The sequence below is a fragment of the Sphingorhabdus sp. genome, assembly GCF_029865925.1.
Lineage (GTDB): Bacteria > Pseudomonadota > Alphaproteobacteria > Sphingomonadales > Sphingomonadaceae > Sphingorhabdus_B.
This window is the reverse complement of the sequence record NZ_JARXAI010000004.1, coordinates 15,201-35,173: the sequence shown is the minus strand read 5'-3', so window position 1 is coordinate 35,173 and position 19,973 is coordinate 15,201. Positions and strand designations below refer to the sequence as shown.

Annotated in this window: 20 protein-coding genes and 1 pseudogene; 12 read left to right on the top strand and 9 right to left on the bottom strand. The window is 55.2% G+C overall.

Going from position 1 to position 19,973, the window contains the following annotated elements; all coding sequences use genetic code 11:
• From QE270_RS00400 to QE270_RS00390, 3 genes and pseudogenes are all read left to right on the top strand, one after another.
• Nucleotides 1-160 (top strand): annotated as a pseudogene (locus QE270_RS00400) (50S ribosomal protein L10); the annotation flags it as partial.
• 88 nt (nucleotides 161-248) lie between these two features.
• The gene (gene rplL, locus QE270_RS00395) at nucleotides 249-620 is read left to right on the top strand and encodes a 50S ribosomal protein L7/L12 (protein ID WP_300033717.1); all 372 of its coding nucleotides are present in this window, start codon (nucleotides 249-251) and stop codon (nucleotides 618-620) included.
• 142 nt (nucleotides 621-762) lie between these two features.
• On the top strand, nucleotides 763-1,299 hold the full coding sequence (locus QE270_RS00390) for an adenine phosphoribosyltransferase (RefSeq protein WP_300033715.1): 537 nt from the start codon (nucleotides 763-765) through the stop codon (nucleotides 1,297-1,299).
• A gap of 18 nt (nucleotides 1,300-1,317) precedes the next feature.
• Here QE270_RS00390 and QE270_RS00385 read toward each other — a convergent pair whose 3' ends face one another.
• The 4 genes from QE270_RS00385 to QE270_RS00370 all read right to left on the bottom strand — a co-directional run bounded on the left by QE270_RS00385 (nucleotide 1,318) and on the right by QE270_RS00370 (nucleotide 5,654).
• On the bottom strand, nucleotides 1,318-2,049 hold the full coding sequence (locus tag QE270_RS00385; RefSeq protein ID WP_300033713.1) for a class I SAM-dependent methyltransferase: 732 nt from the start codon (nucleotides 2,047-2,049) through the stop codon (nucleotides 1,318-1,320).
• 12 nt (nucleotides 2,050-2,061) lie between these two features.
• A complete protein-coding gene (locus tag QE270_RS00380; protein ID WP_300033711.1) occupies nucleotides 2,062-2,526 on the bottom strand; it encodes a thioesterase family protein in 465 nt (154 codons plus the stop codon).
• 1 nt (nucleotide 2,527) lies between these two features.
• Nucleotides 2,528-3,739, bottom strand: a complete 1,212-nt coding sequence (locus tag QE270_RS00375; RefSeq protein ID WP_300033721.1) for an LL-diaminopimelate aminotransferase — start codon at nucleotides 3,737-3,739, stop codon at nucleotides 2,528-2,530.
• Nucleotides 3,740-3,827: 88 nt separating this feature from the next.
• Nucleotides 3,828-5,654 carry a DEAD/DEAH box helicase gene (locus QE270_RS00370; RefSeq protein WP_300033709.1) on the bottom strand — a complete coding sequence of 609 codons (1,827 nt, stop codon included), beginning with the start codon at nucleotides 5,652-5,654 and terminating at the stop codon, nucleotides 3,828-3,830.
• A 99-nt stretch (nucleotides 5,655-5,753) separates the two neighbouring features.
• Between QE270_RS00370 and QE270_RS00365 the strand changes: the two genes are divergently transcribed.
• The 9 genes from QE270_RS00365 (at nucleotide 5,754) to QE270_RS00325 (ending at nucleotide 14,564) form a co-directional block, all read left to right on the top strand.
• Nucleotides 5,754-7,394, top strand: a complete 1,641-nt coding sequence (locus QE270_RS00365) for an alpha/beta fold hydrolase (protein ID WP_300033707.1) — start codon at nucleotides 5,754-5,756, stop codon at nucleotides 7,392-7,394.
• A gap of 63 nt (nucleotides 7,395-7,457) precedes the next feature.
• Nucleotides 7,458-8,651, top strand: coding sequence for an acyl-CoA dehydrogenase family protein (locus QE270_RS00360; RefSeq protein ID WP_300033705.1), 1,194 nt, complete (start codon nucleotides 7,458-7,460; stop codon nucleotides 8,649-8,651).
• Between the two features lie 151 nt (nucleotides 8,652-8,802).
• Nucleotides 8,803-9,942, top strand: a complete 1,140-nt coding sequence (locus QE270_RS00355; RefSeq protein WP_300033703.1) for an acyl-CoA dehydrogenase — start codon at nucleotides 8,803-8,805, stop codon at nucleotides 9,940-9,942.
• Between the two features lie 170 nt (nucleotides 9,943-10,112).
• Nucleotides 10,113-10,664: a phasin family protein gene (locus QE270_RS00350; protein WP_300033701.1), complete on the top strand. Its 552-nt coding sequence runs from the start codon at nucleotides 10,113-10,115 to the stop codon at nucleotides 10,662-10,664.
• Between the two features lie 206 nt (nucleotides 10,665-10,870).
• Nucleotides 10,871-11,212, top strand: a complete 342-nt coding sequence (gene clpS / locus QE270_RS00345) for an ATP-dependent Clp protease adapter ClpS (protein WP_300033699.1) — start codon at nucleotides 10,871-10,873, stop codon at nucleotides 11,210-11,212.
• The gene (locus QE270_RS00340) at nucleotides 11,209-11,937 is read left to right on the top strand and encodes an SDR family NAD(P)-dependent oxidoreductase (protein WP_300033697.1); all 729 of its coding nucleotides are present in this window, start codon (nucleotides 11,209-11,211) and stop codon (nucleotides 11,935-11,937) included. Before clpS ends, QE270_RS00340 begins: the two co-directional genes overlap by 4 nt.
• The gene (locus QE270_RS00335) at nucleotides 11,937-12,539 is read left to right on the top strand and encodes a 2-hydroxychromene-2-carboxylate isomerase (RefSeq protein ID WP_300033695.1); all 603 of its coding nucleotides are present in this window, start codon (nucleotides 11,937-11,939) and stop codon (nucleotides 12,537-12,539) included. The genes QE270_RS00340 and QE270_RS00335 overlap by 1 nt, the downstream gene beginning before the upstream one ends.
• Before the next feature lie 36 nt (nucleotides 12,540-12,575).
• Nucleotides 12,576-13,856, top strand: a complete 1,281-nt coding sequence (gene murA / locus QE270_RS00330; RefSeq protein ID WP_300033693.1) for a UDP-N-acetylglucosamine 1-carboxyvinyltransferase — start codon at nucleotides 12,576-12,578, stop codon at nucleotides 13,854-13,856.
• 75 nt (nucleotides 13,857-13,931) lie between these two features.
• Nucleotides 13,932-14,564, top strand: coding sequence for a LuxR C-terminal-related transcriptional regulator (locus tag QE270_RS00325; protein ID WP_300033691.1), 633 nt, complete (start codon nucleotides 13,932-13,934; stop codon nucleotides 14,562-14,564).
• 43 nt (nucleotides 14,565-14,607) lie between these two features.
• On the opposite strand, the gene QE270_RS00320 is transcribed toward QE270_RS00325, so the two are convergent.
• From QE270_RS00320 to QE270_RS00300, 5 genes are all read right to left on the bottom strand, one after another.
• Entirely contained in the window at nucleotides 14,608-14,835 is a 228-nt protein-coding gene (locus QE270_RS00320; protein WP_300033689.1) for a ribbon-helix-helix domain-containing protein, read from the bottom strand.
• A gap of 12 nt (nucleotides 14,836-14,847) precedes the next feature.
• Nucleotides 14,848-15,570, bottom strand: coding sequence for an acetoacetyl-CoA reductase (gene phbB / locus QE270_RS00315; protein ID WP_300033687.1), 723 nt, complete (start codon nucleotides 15,568-15,570; stop codon nucleotides 14,848-14,850).
• A gap of 108 nt (nucleotides 15,571-15,678) precedes the next feature.
• Nucleotides 15,679-16,677: a ferrochelatase gene (gene hemH, locus QE270_RS00310; protein ID WP_300033719.1), complete on the bottom strand. Its 999-nt coding sequence runs from the start codon at nucleotides 16,675-16,677 to the stop codon at nucleotides 15,679-15,681.
• Nucleotides 16,677-18,953: a molybdopterin cofactor-binding domain-containing protein gene (locus QE270_RS00305; protein ID WP_300033685.1), complete on the bottom strand. Its 2,277-nt coding sequence runs from the start codon at nucleotides 18,951-18,953 to the stop codon at nucleotides 16,677-16,679. The genes hemH and QE270_RS00305 overlap by 1 nt, the downstream gene beginning before the upstream one ends.
• Nucleotides 18,950-19,924 carry an Mrp/NBP35 family ATP-binding protein gene (locus QE270_RS00300; RefSeq protein WP_300033683.1) on the bottom strand — a complete coding sequence of 325 codons (975 nt, stop codon included), beginning with the start codon at nucleotides 19,922-19,924 and terminating at the stop codon, nucleotides 18,950-18,952. The genes QE270_RS00305 and QE270_RS00300 overlap by 4 nt, the downstream gene beginning before the upstream one ends.
• Nucleotides 19,925-19,973 lie beyond the last annotated feature (49 nt).

Below are 19,973 nucleotides of genomic sequence, written 5' to 3'. Positions count from 1 at the left end.
TGTTAAGGCGCTGGCTTCATTGCCATCGCTCGATCAACTGCGCGCGACGATTATCGGGCTTGTACAAGCACCGGCAACGAAGATCGCTCAGCTGTCGACAGCACCAGCTGCGAAATTGGCACGCGTTTTTGGTGCCTATGCTGACCAAAAGGCAGCGTAACTTTTTAAATAAAACCGGCTGCGTCCCATGGTTTTTAACCGGCTGGGCGAGCCCTACAGATATGACAGAAAATCGGAGTGTTATTTAAATGGCTGATATTGAAAAGCTTGTAGACCAACTTTCGGCTTTGACCGTTCTTGAAGCGGCTGACCTTGCAAAGGCTTTGGAAGAAAAATGGGGCGTTAGCGCCGCTGCTGCTGTTGCTGTTGCTGGCCCTGCCGCTGCTGCTGCACCTGCCGCTGAAGAGCAGACTGAATTCGACGTTATCCTAACCGGCGACGGCGGAAACAAGATTGCAGTCATCAAGGAAGTCCGTGCAATCACCCAGCTTGGTCTGACCGAAGCAAAGGCTCTTGTTGAGTCCGCGCCAAAGGCGATTAAGGAAGGCGTGAACAAGGCAGAAGCCGAAGAGATCAAGGCGAAGATCCTTGCAGCCGGCGGAACCGTCGAACTGAAGTAATCTCGCTTTGGGGCTTGTCTCCAAATAAGATTTTTAAAAAGGGCGGCGCCTTTGGCTCCGCCCTTTTTTTGTACTGAAAACGCACGCGATGGCTTTGCCAGATTTCCTTGAAATTATCCGCAGCAACAGGCAGTCATACGACATGAGTGACAATGCAGACCTCGCGGCGCTAATCCGCAACATCCCGGATTACCCAAAACCGGGGATCATGTTCCACGACGTGTCCAGCTTGCTTCTGGATGCAAGCGGCTATCGCACCACGATTGACCGGCTGGCAGCCTTGGTTGACCCCGATACCGCGCTTGTCGCTGGTATTGAGGCGCGCGGTTTCATTGTGGCTTCTGGCATCGCCTATGCGCTTGGCCTTGGGCAATTGATGCTCCGCAAACCCGGCAAATTACCGGGCGAGAAAATCGGCATCGATTACACGCTTGAATATGGCACCGACCGGATCGAAATGCATGTTGGCCATGTTAAACCGGATCAGAAAGTGCTGCTTGTCGACGATCTCATTGCCACTGGCGGCACCGCATTGGCCGGCGTCGACCTCATCCGGCGGGGCGGAGGCAAGGTCGAACAGGCGTTGTTTATCGTCGATTTGCCCAACTTAGGCGGCGCAGAAAAATTGCGCGGGCAAAACATACGCGTTGATGCGCTCATCGGCTTCGACGGCGACTGAAATCCCTTAGGATTGCGGTTAGCGGTTTGCGCAGGTCCGGATAGCCGATTGATCGGGTCGCGGGCCGCTCGCCTCGAACCGCGCGATATATCCGCCCAATTTCAATTGCTCGGTGAAACCCGTCAGGCGATAGCCGACCGCATCGAATTCGCAGAACAACAGCTTCGGCGGAATGCCATGGCGGTCCGTTGCGCGGTCGCGGTCGACGACGATTACTTGTCCGCCCCTTGCCAATGCAGGCCGCATACGCCACAGAAACGCGTATGGCTCTTCGATTTCATGATACATATGGACCATGAATATCCGATCAAAACTGTTCTCGGGAAGCCAGGGATCATCTACCGCACCTTCCTTGATTGCAACATTGTCGAGTTGCTCCCGAGTGACGCGTTCGCCTAAACGATCCAGCGCGCCGCGATTAATATCCTGCGCCAATACGCGGCCCTTGGGGCCAACCCGCTCGGCAAGCCTTATGGTGTAATACCCCTCGCCCGCACCAATATCGGCCACAGTTGTGCCAAGCTGAATGCCTGCCCAATCCATCACGAATTCCGACTCACCGGCTTCATCACGTGCGGCTTCGGTGGAAAACTGTGTGTCGCCAGCCGCAGACACAAGGCGTTCCGCACGTGGAAATTCTTGTGACGTGGCATTTTTGGTTTCCGACGAACCACCGGCTGAACAGGCGCCGACGGCCAAACTGCCCAGCACAATTGCGGCGGGCCCAATCGTCGTGAAAAAATTACGCATATCGCGTTGCACTTAGCCCTCGATCAGCTCAAGCGGCGCGGAACCCGCTTGGCTGTCGAATGAAACGAACACGTCCTTCACCCAATCGGGCAACGGGATGGGCCGGTGAACATCAAGGTCCACATGCACGCTGACCAAATCAACAGTAGCACGCAAATCGTCCGACCCATCTTCGGTCACACCGTGAATTTCAACCAACTGGCTCACGCTTGTCCGGCCGGTGGCAATCGTACGTGCCATGACCTCAATCAACTCATCCGGTTTAATGGGAGCGAACCAGGTCACTGTGGCCTTTTTAACATGGAACTCCAGCGGTGCGCCATCCGCATATTCGCGGAACTTTACTGCGCGCCAATATTCGGTAATCGCGACGTCGGCATAATCCAGATAACGGGCGTTAAAGACGACGCCTTGCGCATCGGTCTCGGACCAACGCACGCGGAAACGATAGTGGAAAGCAAATTCGCTGCGCGCCATGTTAAATCGCGTTCGACTGGCTAGGCGTATTGACACCCATGGATTGCAGATAGCGCTTCACGTTGCGGGCAGCCTGCCGCAGACGATGTTCGTTTTCGACCATGGCAATGCGCACATAACCCTCGCCATCTTCGCCATATCCGACGCCCGGTGCGACAGCGACATTCGCCTGTGTCAGCAACTGTTTGGAAAATTCAAGGCTACCCAAATGCGCCAGTGCGGGCGGCAGCGGTGCCCAGGCAAACATCGATGCACGCGGCGGAGGTATGTCCCAGCCTGCTCGCCCAAACGCCTCCACAAGGATATCGCGGCGTTTGTGATATAGCTGGCGGTTCTGTTCAACAATATCTTGCGGACCATTCAGCGCGGCGCAGGCGGCGGCCTGAATAGGTGTGAATGCGCCATAGTCGAGATAGCTTTTAACTCTGGTCATTGCCGTAATCAGTTCGCGGTTTCCAACAGCAAAGCCGACGCGCCAACCCGCCATCGAATAAGTTTTGGACAAGGAAGTAAATTCCACGGCGACGTCTTTGCCACCTTTAACCTGCAAAATTGACGGCGTTGGATTACCGTCGAAATACAACTCCGAATACGCCAGGTCGGATAAGATCCAGACCTTATTCTCCTTTGCCCATGCGACAAGGCGTTCGTAGAAAGCGAGATCGACAGTCTCTGCTGTCGGGTTCGACGGGTAATTTACCACTAATATCGAAGGACGCGGGACGGTGAAGGCCATCGCGCGCTCAAGCGAACGGAAGTAATTTTCATCCGGCGTGGTCGGCACGGACCGGATGGTCGCGCCTGCAATGATGAACCCAAAGGTATGGATCGGGTAACTGGGGTTTGGCGCAAGCACGACGTCGCCCGGCGCGGTGATGGCCGTGGCAAGGCTCGCTAAGCCCTCTTTGGAACCCATGGTTACGACAACTTCATTTTCAGGGTCGATATCAACCCCAAAACGCCGACCATAATAATTGGCCTGCGCCTTGCGCAGACCGGGAATACCCTTTGATGCTGAATAGCCATGAGAGTCCGGCTTCTGCGCCACTTCGCAGAGTTTTTCTATGACATGCGCTGGCGGCGGCAAATCTGGATTACCCATGCCTAAGTCAATAATGTCCACACCCGCGCTGCGGGCCGCCGCACGCATCGCGTTCTCTTCAGCGTTAACATAAGGCGGCAGTCGCTTGATGCGGTAGAATTCTTCGGACATTGGCTCCCGTTTCCGGTTGGTTGATTTACGAGCCACCTTCATGGGCGATGTTTCCGCCCATTTCCAGAAAAACTATGTTTCGCATCAATTAACGCGGCCGATTGCCCTTTGCCTTATGTTTGACACCATGCTTTGACGGGGGTGGGCCATCCTTACGGAATGGACGTGCACCATCACGGTTCGATCCACCGCCACGTGGCCCATCACTGCGGAAGTTACCGCCCCGTGGTGGTCCATCGCCGCGCGGATTGACGCCAAGCTGTGAACGCTGAGGACGTTCGCCATCGCGGCCCATGCGCTTATTTTCACGCGCCGCTTCACGCGGCGGGCCATTGGCCTGCACGATTTCGACGTCATTGTCTTCGTCATGCCCGGGTTGCGCAATTGCTTTGGTGAACTTGGCTACTGCAGCTGCCGCAATCCCGACATGGGTTTCATTCGCAGCAATGCGAATGGCACCAATATCATTCTTGGTCACGCCGCCACGGCGGCACAACAATGGCAATATCCATTTGGGATCTGCATTGTTGCGGCGGCCGACATTCAGCTTGAACCAAACGGAATCATCGAATCCGGCACGATGGTCGTCGCGTGGACGCTCGCGACTTCCGTCATCCAGCATATCCTCAGCCTGCGGCATCTTCGAACGGTGCACACGCACAAGTGCTGCAGCAATGTCTTCTGGAGACATCGTCTCGAGCAGCTTTGCGCCCAACGCACGGTCTTCGTCTTCGACCTCCACAGGCGCCAGTAGTGTCTCAAGCAGACGATCATGATCTTTCGCGCGAATGTCGGCAGCGGTTGGGACCTTGATCCAATCCGCCTCAATCTTTGCACCGCGCAGCATGGATTCAACACGCTTGCGACGCTGATATGGCACGATCAATACGGCAGTACCCTTGCGACCGGCGCGACCAGTGCGTCCAGATCTGTGCTGAAGCCCTTCTGCATCGCGTGGCAGTTCCACGTGCACAACCAACGATAGGTTCGGTAAATCGATCCCACGTGCGGCAACATCGGTTGCAACGCAAACACGCGCCCGCTGGTCGCGCAGCGCCTGAAGCGCTTGGTTGCGTTCGGACTGCGAATGCTCACCCGACAACGCAACGACGTTAAAACCACGCTCGGTCAGGCTGGCATGCAAACGGCGCACATTTTCACGTGTCGCGCAGAACAGGATAGCGGTTTCGGCTTCATGTAAACGCAACAGGTTGACTACTGCGTTTTCAATGTCCGGCGGCGCTACAGTGCAAACCTGATAGCTGATGTCTCCATGGCCACGGTCTTCACCTACGGTCGAAATGCGTAATGCATCGCGCTGGTAACGCTTTGCCAGCGAAACAATCGGTTTCGGCATAGTCGCCGAGAACAACAATGTACGCCGACCTTCTGGCGTTGCATTCAATATTTCTTCGAGTTCTTCGCGAAAGCCCATGTCGAGCATTTCGTCTGCTTCGTCCAAGATCGCGACTTTCAGCGCCGACAGGTCCAGCGCGCCGCGCTCAAGGTGATCGCGAAGGCGCCCGGGTGTTCCGACAACGATCTGCGCGCCTTGGTTCAAGGTGCGGCGTTCCTTTGATGCATCCATCCCGCCAACGCAGGTCGCGATACGCACACCCGCTTTGGCATAGAGCCACATGAGTTCACGGCTCACCTGCAAGGCAAGTTCCCGAGTCGGCGCGATGATCAGCGCAGCGGGCTCACGTGCAAGGCTTACAAGGCCTCCATCAAGGATTTGGGGTGCCATGGCGAGGCCGAAAGCTACGGTCTTGCCTGAGCCCGTTTGCGCGGACACGACCAAGTCACGTCCTATGGCTTCTTCTGCAATAACAGCGGTTTGAACGGGGGTTAGCGCAGTATATCCACGGGCGGTAAGCGCTTCGTCAAGAAGCGGGGGTATGTTTTCAAATGTCATTGTGGGGCGCCTTTGCGCTCTTTTTTATGCAATGTCCATGCTGCGCCGCACAACAAAACAATCTTCGACAATTCAGTTAGCTTTGATATGCGTTAAATCATGGCCGACTCAACCAATATCCCGCCGTTTATGGACGCGGACCAGTTTATGAAACTGTTTGGGCAGTCAGCTGTTGCAACCACTGACCCCTTAAGGGCCTATCGCGCCGCGTTGGACGCGTGGGGGGCTGTGCTGGAGCCGCTTGCCAAGGCCGGGCGTGACAAGGTCGATACGTCTGACCGCCGATTTACCGCACCGCAATGGGAGCACCCGGTTTTTGACCTTGTGCGGCAGAGTTATCAGGTCATGTCTGAATATATGTTAACTGCCGCCGATCAGTTGGTTGGCTTGGCTGATCATGACAAGGCCAAGATGGACTTTGCCTTGCGCAGCATTATCGAGGCGATGAGCCCGGCTAATTCGCCCTTTACCAATCCAGTGGCGCTTGAGCGAGCGATGGAAACCAACGGCGCAAGTCTGATATCCGGCATGCAGAACCTGATACAAGACATGCAACGCGGACAAATTACGCATACCGATCCCACCGCATTCAAACTTGGGGAAAACATCGCGGCGACAAAGGGCAAGGTCGTTCACCAAACCCCACTGTACCAGCTTATTCAATATGATCCGACGACGGAAGATGTGCTGGAAACGCCGCTGATTATCTTTCCGCCATGGATTAACCGTTTTTATATTCTCGATCTGACGGCAGAAAAAAGCTTCATCAAATATTGCGTGGACCAGGGTATCACAGTGTTTGTCGTGTCTTGGAAATCGGCCGACAGCAGTATGAAAGACATCGTCTGGGATGATTATATCGCGGCGCAGATCGACGCGATTGATACCGTCTGCTCCGGTTTTGATGTGCCAGACGTACATGCGATTGGCTATTGCGTTGCCGGAACAACCTTAGCGGCAACCCTTTCCATCCTGGCGGCCACTGACGCTGCGGATAAGTTGCGCAGCGCGACATTTTTTACTGCACAGGTCGATTTTAGCACTGGCGGTGAACTGCTGCATTTCATCGATGAACAGCAGATTGCCATGATGGAAGCACTTAGCGCGCCGCAAGGCTATATGGACGGACGGTTCCTCGCGCTTACGTTCAATATGTTGCGCGGCAAGGATCTGATCTGGTCGACGGTCGTGAAGAACTATTTGCTGGGTGAGGATTATCCCGCATTTGACCTGCTCCACTGGAATGGCGATGTCACCAACCTGCCCGCCAAATGGCATCGAAATTATGTTATAGACCTCTATCGCGACAATCGGCTGGTGAAGCCTAACGATTTGTCGGCTTTGGGCACCCCGATTGACCTGCGCCGCGTAAAGACGCCATCTTACATTCAGGCAGGTCGCGAAGATCATATCGCACCTGCCGAAAGCGTTTGGAAACTGCAGGACCATTTTACCGGCCCTAAGAAATTTGTGCTGGCCGGCAGCGGGCATATAGCAGGCGTGGTGAACCCGCCGGCGCAGATGAAATATCAATATTGGACCAATGACGCCCCTGCGCCTTCGCTTGAAGCGTTCATTGAAGGCGCAACCGAGACCAAAGGCAGTTGGTGGCCTGATTGGATCGCTTGGCTGACAGAGAAGGGCAATGCGCGCGTGCCGGCGACGGGAGGCCGTCAACCTGGCCAAGGCACTCTGAGGGCTCTAGAATCAGCTCCAGGAAGCTATGTAAAGGCACGGTGAGATTCAGTTGACGTTTACGTAAACGTCGACTAATTCGGGCTTAACGTTTTTAGGAGAATCGTGATGCAACTGGAATTCAGCCCCGCAGAAATCGCCTTCCAGAAGGAAGTGCGTACATTCATCGCCGAAAATTATCCCGAAAATCTCCGCTCCGTTCAGGATGAGGGCCATGATCTTTCGAAGGAAGATTTCCTGTCATGGCATCGTATTCTCGCTAAAAAAGGCTGGATCGCACCCGCGTGGCCCGTCGAATATGGCGGCACAGGCTGGACGGCTACTGAGCGTTTCATTTGGTCGGAAGAACTGGCTGCCGCTGACTGCGTAGGCACGATGCCCTTCGGCCTGTCAATGGTTGGTCCCGTCATCTACACCTTCGGTACGCCGGAGCAGAAAGCCAAATTCCTTCCCGGCATATTGTCGGGTGATGATTGGTGGTGTCAGGGTTATTCCGAACCAGGTGCAGGTTCCGACCTTGCATCCTTGCGTACCAAGGCTGTCCGCGACGGCGACGATTATGTCGTCAATGGCCAGAAAACGTGGACAACTATGGCGCAACATGCCGACTGGGGTTTCTTCCTCGTGCGCACCGATTCCGATGCCAAGGCGCAAGAAGGCATCAGCTTCCTGTTAATCGACATGAAGACGCCGGGCGTCACCGTGCGTCCAATCATTACCTTGGGCGGCGAGCATGAAGTCAACGAAGTTTGGTTGGAAGATGTACGCGTGCCGGTCGCAAACCGCGTTTATGAAGAAAATAAGGGCTGGACCTGTGCCAAGTTCCTGCTTGCGCATGAGCGTACAGGCATTGCTGCCGTTGCCCGTTCGAAGCGCGGCGTAGAGAAGATCAAGGCGATTGCCCGCACCGAACAGGACGGCGACCGCCCGTTGATCGCCAATCCATTTTTCAAGCGTAAGATTTCGGAACTTGAAATCGATCTTACCGCGCTTGAATTCACGGAATTGCGCAGTCTTGCCGGCGAAGCCTCGGGCAAGGGCCCTGGTCCTGAATCGAGCTTGCTGAAAATCAAAGGTTCGGAAATTCAACAGCGGATTACCGAACTCGCACTGGAAGCCGTCGGCCATTATGGCGCGCCTTATTTCCGTGGCTTTGGCGAAGGTGACAACGAACACCCCATCGGTCCGGACTACGCACATCGCGCCGCGCCGACCTATTTCAACACCCGCAAGACGACGATTTACGGCGGATCGAACGAGATCCAGCGCAACATCATCGCCAAGATGGTGCTGGGTATTTAATCTAACATTTAACCGTCACCCTGAACCGGTTTGACCGATGGTCACTCCGTCTCAGGGTCTTAATTCGCAACGTCGAAAGTAAGATGCTGGAACGAAGTCACCGCAGGTGAAACGAGTTCAGCATGACGGGCTACTGGACGGGATAACTATAATGGATTTCAGCTACACCGAAACGCAGGACATGATCCGCGACACATTGAGCCGCTTTTTAACGGATACCTACGATTTCGACAGCCGCAGCAAGATGATCGCCAGCAGCAGCGGGCGTGATACAGGCATTTGGAAGGCACTGGCGCAGGATCTTGGCATGCTTGGTGCGTCCTTCAGCGAAGAACATGGCGGCCTTGGTGGCGGATATCTCGAAAATGCGTTGATTATGGAAGAGCTTGGCAAGGTCATCGCGATTGAGCCTTATCTCCAGACCGTCGTCCTGGGAGGCGGTGCTTTGAAGGCTGTTGGCGGCGCTGTCGCTGACTCGGTTATCCCTGAAATCATCGGCGGAAATGTCATAATTGGCTTTGCATATGCTGAGCCACAAGGGCGCTACAATCTCTCCAATATCCGCACAACCGCGAAGAAGGACGGCGCGGGCTATGTGTTGAACGGCCATAAAAGCGTCGTGTACGCTGCACCATGGGCAACGCATTTGCTCGTCACCGCACGCACCGGCGGCGCGAACACCGATGTAAACGGCGTGTCTCTGTTCCTCATCGACGCAAACGCAAAAGGTATTGTCCGCCGCGATTACCCAACGGTAGATGGTTTTCAAGCCTCTGAAATCTATTTCGAAAATGCAGCAATCTCCGGCGATGCCCTGTTGGGCGACGAAGGCGCAGGCCTGCCGCTTATCGAACGTATCGTGGACGAAGCAACTGTTGCAGTCTGCGCAGAATCCTGCGGCGTGACCGCTAAGCTGCATCAAGGCACGCTCGAATATGCGCGCCAGCGTAACCAATTCGGTCAGCCAATTTCCCGCTTCCAAGTGCTTCAGCACCGGATGGTCGACATGTTCATGGAAGTTGAGCAATCGAAATCCATGACCACCATGGCGACGCTTAAGCTTGATCTGCCCGCTGCCGAACGCATGGCGGCGGTATCGGCTTGCAAGGCGAAGGTTTCGCGCTCTGCAAAGTTTGTTGGCCAAAGCGCCATCCAAACACATGGTGGTATTGGCATTACGCAGGAATTGGCGATCGGCCATTTCTTTAAGCGGGCAACGATGATCGAGAATCAGTTCGGTTCTGCGGATCATCATTATGAACGCTTCGAACGTCTAACATTGGCGGACTAAAGCGCCACCAAGTCATTTTTGTGCACTGCACCATTTTTTGTTGACACGGCTTGCCACTGCATTTATTGTGCAGTGCAACACAACAGAAATGGTGCTCACTTATGACGCGCAAAGCAGAAACCCCTACTCCATCGAAAACCGCTAAAGTCGCGGCGACGAAGGACGTGGCTTTGAAGGCTGCATCGAGCACCGTTGCGAAGACCAAGGTGGAATCGCCTGCTACTTCGCCGGCTCATAAAACCGTGTCTGTTGAAACAACACCGATTGCTCAAGGAGTATTTAAGATGACTGACACTGTTAAAGCCACCACAGAAAAAGCAACTGAGTTTTTCGCAGACGTCCGCGTAAAGGCAAGCGAAGCCGCTGAAAAGGGTAAAAAGTTTGCCGCTGAAGCCGTCGAATTTAACAAAGCAAATGTTGAAGCCGTCGTTGAAGCCGGCAAGATCGTTGCTAAGGGCGCTCAAGAAATGGGCAAGACCAATATGGAATTCGCCAAGAAGAACTTTGAAGGCGTCCAGGTTGCCGTTAAGGAACTGACCGCCGTTAAATCTCCAACCGATTTCGTCAAGCTGCAGGGTGAGATGGCCCGCAAGGGTTTCGACACCGCAGTTGCTCAGGGCTCGAAGAACACAGAAGCAATGGTCAAGCTGGTGAGCGAAATGTTCCAGCCAATCTCAAACCGCATCGCGGTAACGACTGAGCTTTTCAAGAAAGCTGCATAAGCTTTCGAACGATATTGCGCCGGTGGGTTATGCGCCTGCCACCTTCTCTCTCTCCTCCTTTTGGTGGTGGGCAGTCGAAATAAACCGGTGCAATCCAACGAAGAAGCCGTCCTTTCCCTGGGAAAAGGGCGGTTTCTTTTTGGTGCGACCGAATTGATGGTGAACGGGGCTTGCAGAGTCCCCCTCCCATATCCTATTTCAGTCTTATGCAGATATATATGGCGCAAGATGATGACGATAAAAATGATGGCAGACCGGGCGTTGGCCTTGCCACGCGCACGCGCCCGAAAACAAAGAAGCCAAGCCTGTATAAGGTGTTGCTGCTGAACGACGATTACACGCCGATGGAATTTGTCGTACATGTCCTCAAGGCGTTTTTTCAGATGGACACTGATCAAGCCACGCGGGTTATGATCCATGTACACCAAAAGGGTGTCGGCGTTTGCGGCATTTTTACCTATGAAGTGGCTGAAACAAAGGTAACGCAGGTGATGGACTTTGCCCTGAAGAACCAGCACCCACTGCAATGCACACTTGAAAAAGATTGAGTAAGGCGGCCCTTATCGTCGGCGCAGGTGACGCAACAGGCGGCGCAATCGCTAAGGCCTTTGCGCGCGAAGGCTATGTTGCTTGCGTCAACCGCCGTGCGCGTAATGCCGATCAACTTGAGGCTCTCGCGCAATCGATCCGCGATGAGGGTTACAAAGCGCGCGCTTACCCTGCCGATGCTCGCATCGAAGACGAAGTGGTCGCGATGGTCGACGCGATTGAACGCGACGTCGGGCCGATAGAAGTCGCGGTCTTTAACATCGGCGCCAACGTCAATTTCTCGGTGCTTGATATGACCGCGCAAGTGTACCGTAAGGTTTGGGAGATGGCGGCGTTCGCTGGTTTCCTTATGGCGCGTGAGGCTGCACGGCGGATGGTCGAGCGGCAATCGGGCACCATCATTTTTACTGGCGCAACTGCAAGCATTCGCGGCGGCAAAGGATTTTCAGCCTTTTCCGGCGCGAAAGGTGCATTGCGCATGCTCGCGCAGTCGATGGCGCGTGAACTTGGGCCACAGAATATACATGTCGCGCATGTCATTATCGACGGCGGAATCGATACGGCGTTCATCCGCGGCATCCACCCTGATTTTGAAGCAGCGAAGGCCGCTGACGGTATATTGTCGCCCGATGCCATCGCGCTGCAATATGTCGCCTTACACAAACAACACCGCACCGCCTGGACACATGAGATAGACTTGCGTCCTTGGTCGGAGAGTTTCTGATGGCAAAAAATTTGGAGTTTCTTTTCGATTTTGGCGGACCGAATAGCTATCTCGCGCACAAGAGCTTGCCCGAGATCTGTGCCCGCACCGGCGCGGAGCCTGTGTACGCCCCCATTCTGCTCGGTGGCCTGTTCAAACTGACGAACAACCAAGCGCCCATGATGCGTTATGCCGAAACGCCGGCTAAGCGGAATTACGAAATGCTCGAGTTTGACCGCTTCGTGAAGGCGCATGCGTTGCCGTTCAAGATGAACCCGCGTTTTCCGATTAACTCGCTATTTCTGATGCGCGGCGCAGTTGCTGCCCAGCAGCTTGGCTGCTTTGCGCTTTATGTCGACACGGTCATGGCGGCGATGTGGGAAGACAGCAAGGACATGGGCGAAGCAGAGATTGTTCGCCAAGTCCTCGACAGCGCTGGCCTCGACAGTACAGCCTTGCTTGCTTTGGCCGATGATCCAGATGTGAAAGCCGAGCTGATGGCGAACACCGAAGCTGCTGCAAAACGCGGCGCATTTGGCGTACCGACCTTCTTTGTGGGCGAAGAGATGTTCTGGGGTAAGGAACGGCTTGAGCAGGTTGAGGCTGCGCTCACCAAATCCTAAGTTGCGCCGCAACCAATTCCCGCTAAATACTCTGCGATGGACAAAATAATAGTACGTGGCGGCAACGCACTTAAAGGCAAAATTCCTATTTCCGGTGCAAAGAACAGCGCATTGACGCTGATCCCGTGCGCGCTGCTGACCGATGAACCGTTGACGCTGCGCAATTTGCCGCGTCTGGCCGACATTGACGGCTTCCAGCATCTGATGAACCAGTTCGGCATATCGACCACTGTGGCAGGATCGCGCCCCGAAGATTTTGGCCGCGTCATGACCCTTGAAGCGACGCGGATTACCAGCAACGTCGCGCCTTATGACCTCGTCCGCAAAATGCGCGCATCAATCTTGGTGCTTGGACCAATGCTGGCGCGGGCAGGTGAAGCGACAGTTTCGCTGCCCGGCGGATGCGCGATTGGCAACCGGCCGATCGACCTCCACCTGAAGGCGCTAGAGGCCTTTGGCGTCGAGATTGAAGTAGCCGCAGGCTATGTGAAAGCAATCGCGAAAAAGGGCATTCCGGGCGGTACATACACCTTCCCCGTCGTATCTGTGGGCGCAACCGAAAATGCGTTGATGGCTGCGAGCCTTGCAAAGGGCACATGCGTTTTACACAATGCGGCGCGCGAGCCTGAAATTGTTGACCTATGCAATATGCTTGTTGCCATGGGTGCGCAGATTGAAGGTATTGGCACATCCGATCTCATCATTCAGGGTAAGGACCGCTTGCATGGCGCGACCTACCGCGTGATGAGCGACCGGATCGAAGCAGGCAGCTACGCCTGTGCTGCTGCCATGACCGGCGGAGATGTTGAGCTCGTTGGTGCAAAGGCCAGTGAGATGGACGCGACGCTTGATGCCTTGCGTCAGGCGGGTGTTACCGTGGAAGATACAGGGACTGGCATACGCGTAAAGTCGGACGGCAAATTGAAGCCGCTCACGATTTCAACTGCGCCCTATCCCGGTTTTGCAACCGATATGCAGGCGCAGTTCATGGCGATGCTCTGCATGGTAGATGGCGCCAGCGTGCTGACGGAGACCATATTTGAAAACCGCTATATGCATGTCCCCGAATTGAATCGGATGGGCGCGCATATCGAAACTAAGGGGCGCACGGCTATCGTCCATGGCGTTAAGAAACTTACGGGCGCACCAGTGATGGCAACCGACCTTCGCGCGTCGATGAGCCTAGTTATTGCGGGCTTGGTAGCAGAGGGCGAAACCCATGTTAGCCGCCTTTATCATCTCGATCGCGGTTACGAACGCCTTGAAGAAAAGCTTCAGCTGGTGGGCGCGGATATCGAACGCGTCGGCACAGAATGAAACACTGGGTTACATTGTGACCTGGTAACGAAGCAACGGTTGCCAGAAGGACATTTTTGCTGCATCCTCTGACGAGTGAAATTAGACACTCCCTCCTCCCCCGTTTCAGCCAGCCGGCATCCGGTTCTGGATGCGATTAAGTTTAGTCCGATTTCAACGGTCGTCAGCGACCCGACTAAATCTGACAATCCGATTATCTCAGTCAACGCCGCGTTTTGCACACTGACCGGATATTCTGAAGCCGAAGTTGTTGGTCGGAATTGCCGTTTCTTGCGGGGACCGGACACCGAAAATGGCCAGACCGAAAAACTGCGTTCCTCCGTATATGGCCAGCGTCCTGCTTTGGCCGAGCTTATCAACTATCGGAAAGACGGGTCACCATTTCGCAACGCTGTGATGATCGCGCCCTTGTTCGACGATCTGGGCAATCTGCAGTTTTTCGTAGGCTCGCAGATTGAGGTTTTGCCCGAGGAAGAAAGTATCGCCCTGGTGCGGCAACAACAGGCTGCACAAATTGTGGACCGCCTATCCCCACGTCAACGCGAGATATTGCAGCAAATGGCCCGCGGATTCCGCACGAAACAAATTGCGTATCGTCTATCGCTAAGTGAAAAAACAGTTCAGATGCACCGTATGCTTATGTTTAAGAAGCTTGCGACTTCAAACGCCGCTGATGCCGTCAGAATTGCTGTAGAAGCAGGGCTTTAATTCCACATCACATGTTCTGGATCACAGGGCACATGGGTTAGTTTTATGTGCGCGTCATAAGCCACAATCTTATTGCGCTAGCCAGACCACATGGCGTTTCCGATTCCAGACGCGCAACATCGATCTGGGCCACAACCGCGTTTACCGGCAAGCCCTCTGCTTCCGCCGCAGCGCGCAGCCTATTCCAGAATAATGGCTCAAGGCTAATTGACGTCTGATGCCCCGCAACCGTCATGCTGCGCTTGACCGGTGGGTGGTATATGTCGTTCAAACCGAATAACCCTCAATACATGTGCTGGCCACCGTTGATCGACAAAGTCGATCCGGTGATGAACCCTGCATTGTCACTGGTCAAAAACTCAACACCGCGCGCAATTTCTTCGGGCTGCCCAAGACGCCCAACAGGTATCTGCGCGATAATTTTTTCCATCACATTTTCAGGGATCGTCGAAAGCATTTCGGTGCCAATATATCCTGGCGCGATGGCGTTTGCGGTTACGCCGTAACGCGCGCCTTCTGCCGCAAGTGATTTTGTGAACCCGTGAATGCCGGATTTGGCGGCGGCATAGTTCACTTGGCCGATTTGGCCTCCTTGGCCGTTTACGGAGCCGATGTTGACGATGCGGCCCCATTTGCGTTCGCGCATGCCGGCAAAGACCGCCTTTGCCATGTTGAAGCAGCCGGTAAGGTCAACGCGGATAACCTCGTCCCATTGCTCAAAGGTCATCTTCATCATGGTGGCGTCGCGCGTGATACCGGCGTTATTCACCATGATGTCGATCTGGCCATATTGGGCCTCAATCGCCGCACAGGCATCAATGCAGCTTTTATGGTCACCCACGTCCCATTTTTGCACCGCAATTCCTGTACGCTCCGAAAACGCCTTTGCTGCGGCATCATTGCCGCCGTAATTGGCGATGACGTGCCTGCCTTTTTCTTGCAGCTTGAGGCTAATCGCCTCTCCAATACCTCTGGTTCCCCCGGTAACCACTGCAACTCGATTCATACATGCTACCTTACCAAACAACTGCTGCGATAATTAATGCGGCGAAGGGCAAGCGCAAGTTGCCGTGAACGTTAGCCCAGACAATTTACCAACCGCCTGGGCGGTGCGTCAAATCCAGCCACCGAGTTCCCGGCGCACAATCGTCTCGACCATGTCCATACCCACGGGGCTGTCGTTTAGGCACGGCAAATAGGCGTAATGGGTTCCGCCAGCTTCCTCGAACTGCTCATGTCCTTGCATGGCCAACTCTTCGAGCGTCTCAAGGCAGTCCACGGAAAACCCAGGCGCAAAAATGGCCACTTTCTTGGTACCTTCGCGTGCCAGACGCATCAGCGTATGGTCAGTCGCCGGCTCAAGCCATTTGGCCCGACCAAAACGTGACTGAAAACTGATCACCAGATCACGGCCCATGGCCTCAGACAACAAACGCGCCGTTTTTTGGCAGTGGCAGTGATAAGGATCGCCCAGCTGCAATGTCCGTTCGGGCATCCCGTGGAAACTGATGACAATGGCTTCGGGTTCAAAATCAAGTGCCGCCAATGATGCTTCAATCGAAGTTTTGAGCGCGCCAATATAGCCTGCATCATCATGATAGGCGGGAAGCGTGCGTATGGCAGGGTGCCAGCGCATCGCCGTTAGGGCGGCGTAAGCCTCGTCCAGCACGGTTCCAGTCGTCGCGCCCGAATATTGCGGATACATGGGCGCAATCAATATGCGGTTACACCCAGCCGTATTCATCGCCGCAAGCTGATCAGCGACCGACGGATTACCATAACGCATGGCATAACGGACGTCGGCGCTGTCGCCCATCCGCGCCTGAAGTGCCTCGGCCTGTCCAGCCGTGAAAAACGCAAGAGGCGATCCTTTATCCGTCCACACCTTCGCATATGCTTCGGCAGATTTCTGCGGGCGCGTGTTCAAGATAATGCCGCGCAAGATCGGTTGCCAGATAAGCGCGGGAATTTCGACAACGCGGCGGTCAGATAGAAACTGCTTTAGGTAACGCTTCACAGCAGACGTTGTCGGCGCGTCCGGCGTTCCTAAATTAACAAGGAGAACGCCAATCTTTGGCGTCGCAACGGGTGGGTGATCAATAGGTAAGGTCATCATAGTCCTTTGGACAATAGAGGTAATTCGCGCAGCCTTACACCGGATGCAGAAAAAAGGGCGTTGGCAATGGCTGGGGCCACGGCAGGTACACCAAGTTCAGTCACCCCGCCCGGCGCCGCGTCGTTGCGGACAAATTCGACCGTGATGTCTGGTACGTCGACCAATTTGGGTAAATCAATGTCGCGCAATCGGCGCACCGTTGGCATGCCACTTTCAAAGTCCGTAACCGCCCCCAATGCCTGCGCCAATCCAAAGACGATGCCGCCTTCAATCTGCTGGCGTGCCAGATCGGGGTTAATTAACCGGCCGCAATCAGCCATGGCATGAATGCGCTCAACACGCACGCCGGTCGCCCCGGTGTGCGCGGTCACAATGATGGCTATGTGGCTATCGCGCATGCTGTGGCATGCAATACCACGCCCGCTGCCCGACCCGCCGCCATCCCAGCCAGCCATCTCTGCAACACCCGTCAGGCAGCGCGCCAGACGGGTCTGTCCAACCAGCATCTGCATACGGAATGACAGCGGCTCAACGCCTGCCTTGTGTGCAAGTTCATCGATAAATCCTTCGACGAAAAAGCAATTATAGCTGTTTGCCAAACCCCGCCATGGGCCCGTCGGCATAGGCATTGCGACAGGGAAATGGTCAATGGCGATATTTGGGATGGCGTAAGGGACCTGCGCCCCTTCAACCGCCATAACATCAAATGCGCCCGATGCCGACTTTCGAGCTTTATCCGGCGCTTGGCCATCGATCCGGTTGGCAAGCTCACGCATAGTCGATGCCGCCGCCACCCTTATTGCAAGGCCAGTAATCGCGCCATCGGCGTTCATGGCCGCTGAAAGTCTGCCAAGTGCTGGGCTGCGAACATGATCGCGCATGAAATCTTCTGTGCGAGACCACGTTAATTGCACGGGTCGGCCGACTTCTTTGGCAATAACCGCAACCTGCGCCGCGACGACATTGTCGAAATTGCGATCGAAACTGCCTCCGGCCATGACGGGATATAGCACAACATCATCAACATCTATGCCAATGGCATCTGCTGCTGCGCGCTTTGCCCCTTGCGGCGCCTGCGTTGCGAGCCACAATTGCAAGCGCCCATCGTGGAAATTTGCTGTCGCCGTCCGCGTCTCAATAGGGGCGTGAACAGCTGCGCCAGCCGAATAGTCTGCCTTGAAAATGCGCGGCGCGGTTTCGGGCGCAATTGCCGCATCTACGTCGCCCATTTTGATGGCGCGAAAGCCAGGCCCCTTGGCAATTGCGTTGGAAAGGGACCCCGCAATCTGCGCGCTGTCCGCCGTTCGGCCCTTTGTTCTGAACACCGGCTTCATGGTATCAAGTGCGTTATTAGCCGCCCACCAATTGCTTGCCACTGCCGCGATCCACTTGTCGGTTTTGACGAGCTGAATCACGCCGCGTGTCTTCATTCCAGCCTTCGTATCCGCTGATATCAGGCTGGTGTCCCCCGCTGGCCCTGCCCGCACCGAAGCAAATAGCATGTCTGGTAAGCGGATATCCCCTGCGAAACTTGCACTGCCATCAACCTTAGCCGACAAATCAAGGCGGGGCGCGTCGCGCCCGGAAAGATGGTTGCGTGCCGATGGATTCAGCGGGATCGGCGACGGCACCTCAAGCGCCGATGCTTCAACCGCCAAATCGGCAAAAGACGTGCGCCGCTTCCCAGCTATTACAAAGCCCCGTTCTGTCCGGCACTGTTCCCACGCGATGTCCCAGCGCGCAGCGGCTGCCTGACACAATAAAGCCCGCGCAGCAGCGCCAGCTTCGCGGCATGGCATCTCGAACTGCCGGATGGATGACGATCCGCCAGTTACCACAAACATGTCGCGGCGGGCCAATTCGTTAATGCTGCTTTCAAGGACGCCGCTATTGCCATCGACGCCGATATTTTCGGGCAAGAATGCCGGCGACCATTCGCGCGCTAGCAAAGTATTGGCAAAAATCGGGCTTGGCGGAACAGGTTGCACTGCAACTGAACGCCAATCGGCACCCAATTCACCTGCTACAATTTGCGCCAGCGCCGTATACACGCCTTGGCCGGACTCGCTTTGCGGAATGGCGACAACAACCTTGCCGTCTTCTGCGATTTTAAGCCACGGGCCGAACAGATGCTCACCATCTGCTGCGCGTAAATTTGGCGCATAACGGCGGGGCCAAAATCCCCATGCCACCAATAGTCCAACACCCACACCACCGCCAACCATCAGCTTTCGGCGGCTTAAACCTTCTTTAAGCGCAGGCGCTTCCTTCATGCAACGGTATCTTTCGGCGAATCAATCCACGTTGCGACACGCTGCGCGATCGCGGAATAGGCATCGCTGATTGGTCCTTCACCCAACGCTGGCGGTGTTCCGGCGTCGCTTTCTATCCGTATATTGATGTCGAGCGGGATGCGCCCCAAAAAGGGGATGCCCAATTCCTTAGCCGCTGCCTCCGCGCCACCCGAACCAAAAGGATCGCTCATTTCACCGCAATGCGGGCACAAATATCCGGCCATGTTTTCGACCAAACCGATGATAGGTACTTTAGCCGATTCGAAAAAGCTGATTGCTCGCATTGCGTCCATGAGCGCCAAGTCTTGCGGCGTAGAAATGATGACTGCCCCCACAGGCTTGTGCTTTTGGACCATAGACAATTGAATGTCACCGGTACCAGGCGGCATATCAACGATAATATCGCGCACCGCGCCCCATTTTGCATCGACAAGCTGGGACAGCGCAGTGCCCGCCATTGGGCCGCGCCAGGCAATAGCCTGTCCTGGACTGACCAACTGCCCCATTGAAAGAAAAGGAACGCCGCCGGCCCCCATGACGGGTATCATAATTTTACCGTCGGCCTCAGGTTTAACGCCCTCTACACCCATCAGCCTTGCCTGAGATGGACCATAGATATCCGCGTCAACCAGCCCCACCGACCGCCCTGTCCGCGCCATGGCGATGGCAAGGTTTGTTGACAGTGTTGATTTGCCCACCCCGCCCTTACCGCTGGCGACCGCGATGAGGCGCGGCACGATGCGTTCAGCGGTCAACATAATGCGCACTGACCGCGCGCCGACTTTTTCGACTGCCGCACGGACCTCGGTTTCAATTTCAGCGCGCTGTTCCTCACTTAGGCCGGAGACGTCCAGCATCAACGAAACCGCATCGTCAGCGACCTTCAAGCCGCTTGCGCGACTTCCCACAACGGCCATTATGGCATCAGAAAAAGTGTTGAAATTTGTCATGTCTTGCCGAATAGATTCAGAATTGCGGGATTGACACTGTTTTTCTGAA

Bases quoted from the DNA above. Each gene is read 5' to 3' on its own strand.
- murA (WP_300033693.1), top strand. From the start codon at position 12,576: ATGGACAAAATAATAGTACGTGGCGGCAACGCACTTAAAGGCAAAATT.
- QE270_RS00365 (WP_300033707.1), top strand. From the start codon at position 5,754: ATGGCCGACTCAACCAATATCCCGCCGTTTATGGACGCGGACCAGTTT.
- QE270_RS00370 (WP_300033709.1), bottom strand. From the start codon at position 5,654: ATGACATTTGAAAACATACCCCCGCTTCTTGACGAAGCGCTTACCGCC.
- hemH (WP_300033719.1), bottom strand. From the start codon at position 16,677: ATGACCTTACCTATTGATCACCCACCCGTTGCGACGCCAAAGATTGGC.
- QE270_RS00390 (WP_300033715.1), top strand. From the start codon at position 763: ATGAGTGACAATGCAGACCTCGCGGCGCTAATCCGCAACATCCCGGAT.
- QE270_RS00375 (WP_300033721.1), bottom strand. From the start codon at position 3,739: ATGTCCGAAGAATTCTACCGCATCAAGCGACTGCCGCCTTATGTTAAC.
- QE270_RS00355 (WP_300033703.1), top strand. From the start codon at position 8,803: ATGGATTTCAGCTACACCGAAACGCAGGACATGATCCGCGACACATTG.
- QE270_RS00380 (WP_300033711.1), bottom strand. From the start codon at position 2,526: ATGGCGCGCAGCGAATTTGCTTTCCACTATCGTTTCCGCGTGCGTTGG.
- phbB (WP_300033687.1), bottom strand. From the start codon at position 15,570: ATGAATCGAGTTGCAGTGGTTACCGGGGGAACCAGAGGTATTGGAGAG.
- clpS (WP_300033699.1), top strand. From the start codon at position 10,871: ATGCAGATATATATGGCGCAAGATGATGACGATAAAAATGATGGCAGA.
- rplL (WP_300033717.1), top strand. From the start codon at position 249: ATGGCTGATATTGAAAAGCTTGTAGACCAACTTTCGGCTTTGACCGTT.
- QE270_RS00300 (WP_300033683.1), bottom strand. From the start codon at position 19,924: ATGACAAATTTCAACACTTTTTCTGATGCCATAATGGCCGTTGTGGGA.
- QE270_RS00385 (WP_300033713.1), bottom strand. From the start codon at position 2,049: ATGCGTAATTTTTTCACGACGATTGGGCCCGCCGCAATTGTGCTGGGC.
- QE270_RS00305 (WP_300033685.1), bottom strand. From the start codon at position 18,953: ATGAAGGAAGCGCCTGCGCTTAAAGAAGGTTTAAGCCGCCGAAAGCTG.
- QE270_RS00360 (WP_300033705.1), top strand. From the start codon at position 7,458: ATGCAACTGGAATTCAGCCCCGCAGAAATCGCCTTCCAGAAGGAAGTG.
- QE270_RS00335 (WP_300033695.1), top strand. From the start codon at position 11,937: ATGGCAAAAAATTTGGAGTTTCTTTTCGATTTTGGCGGACCGAATAGC.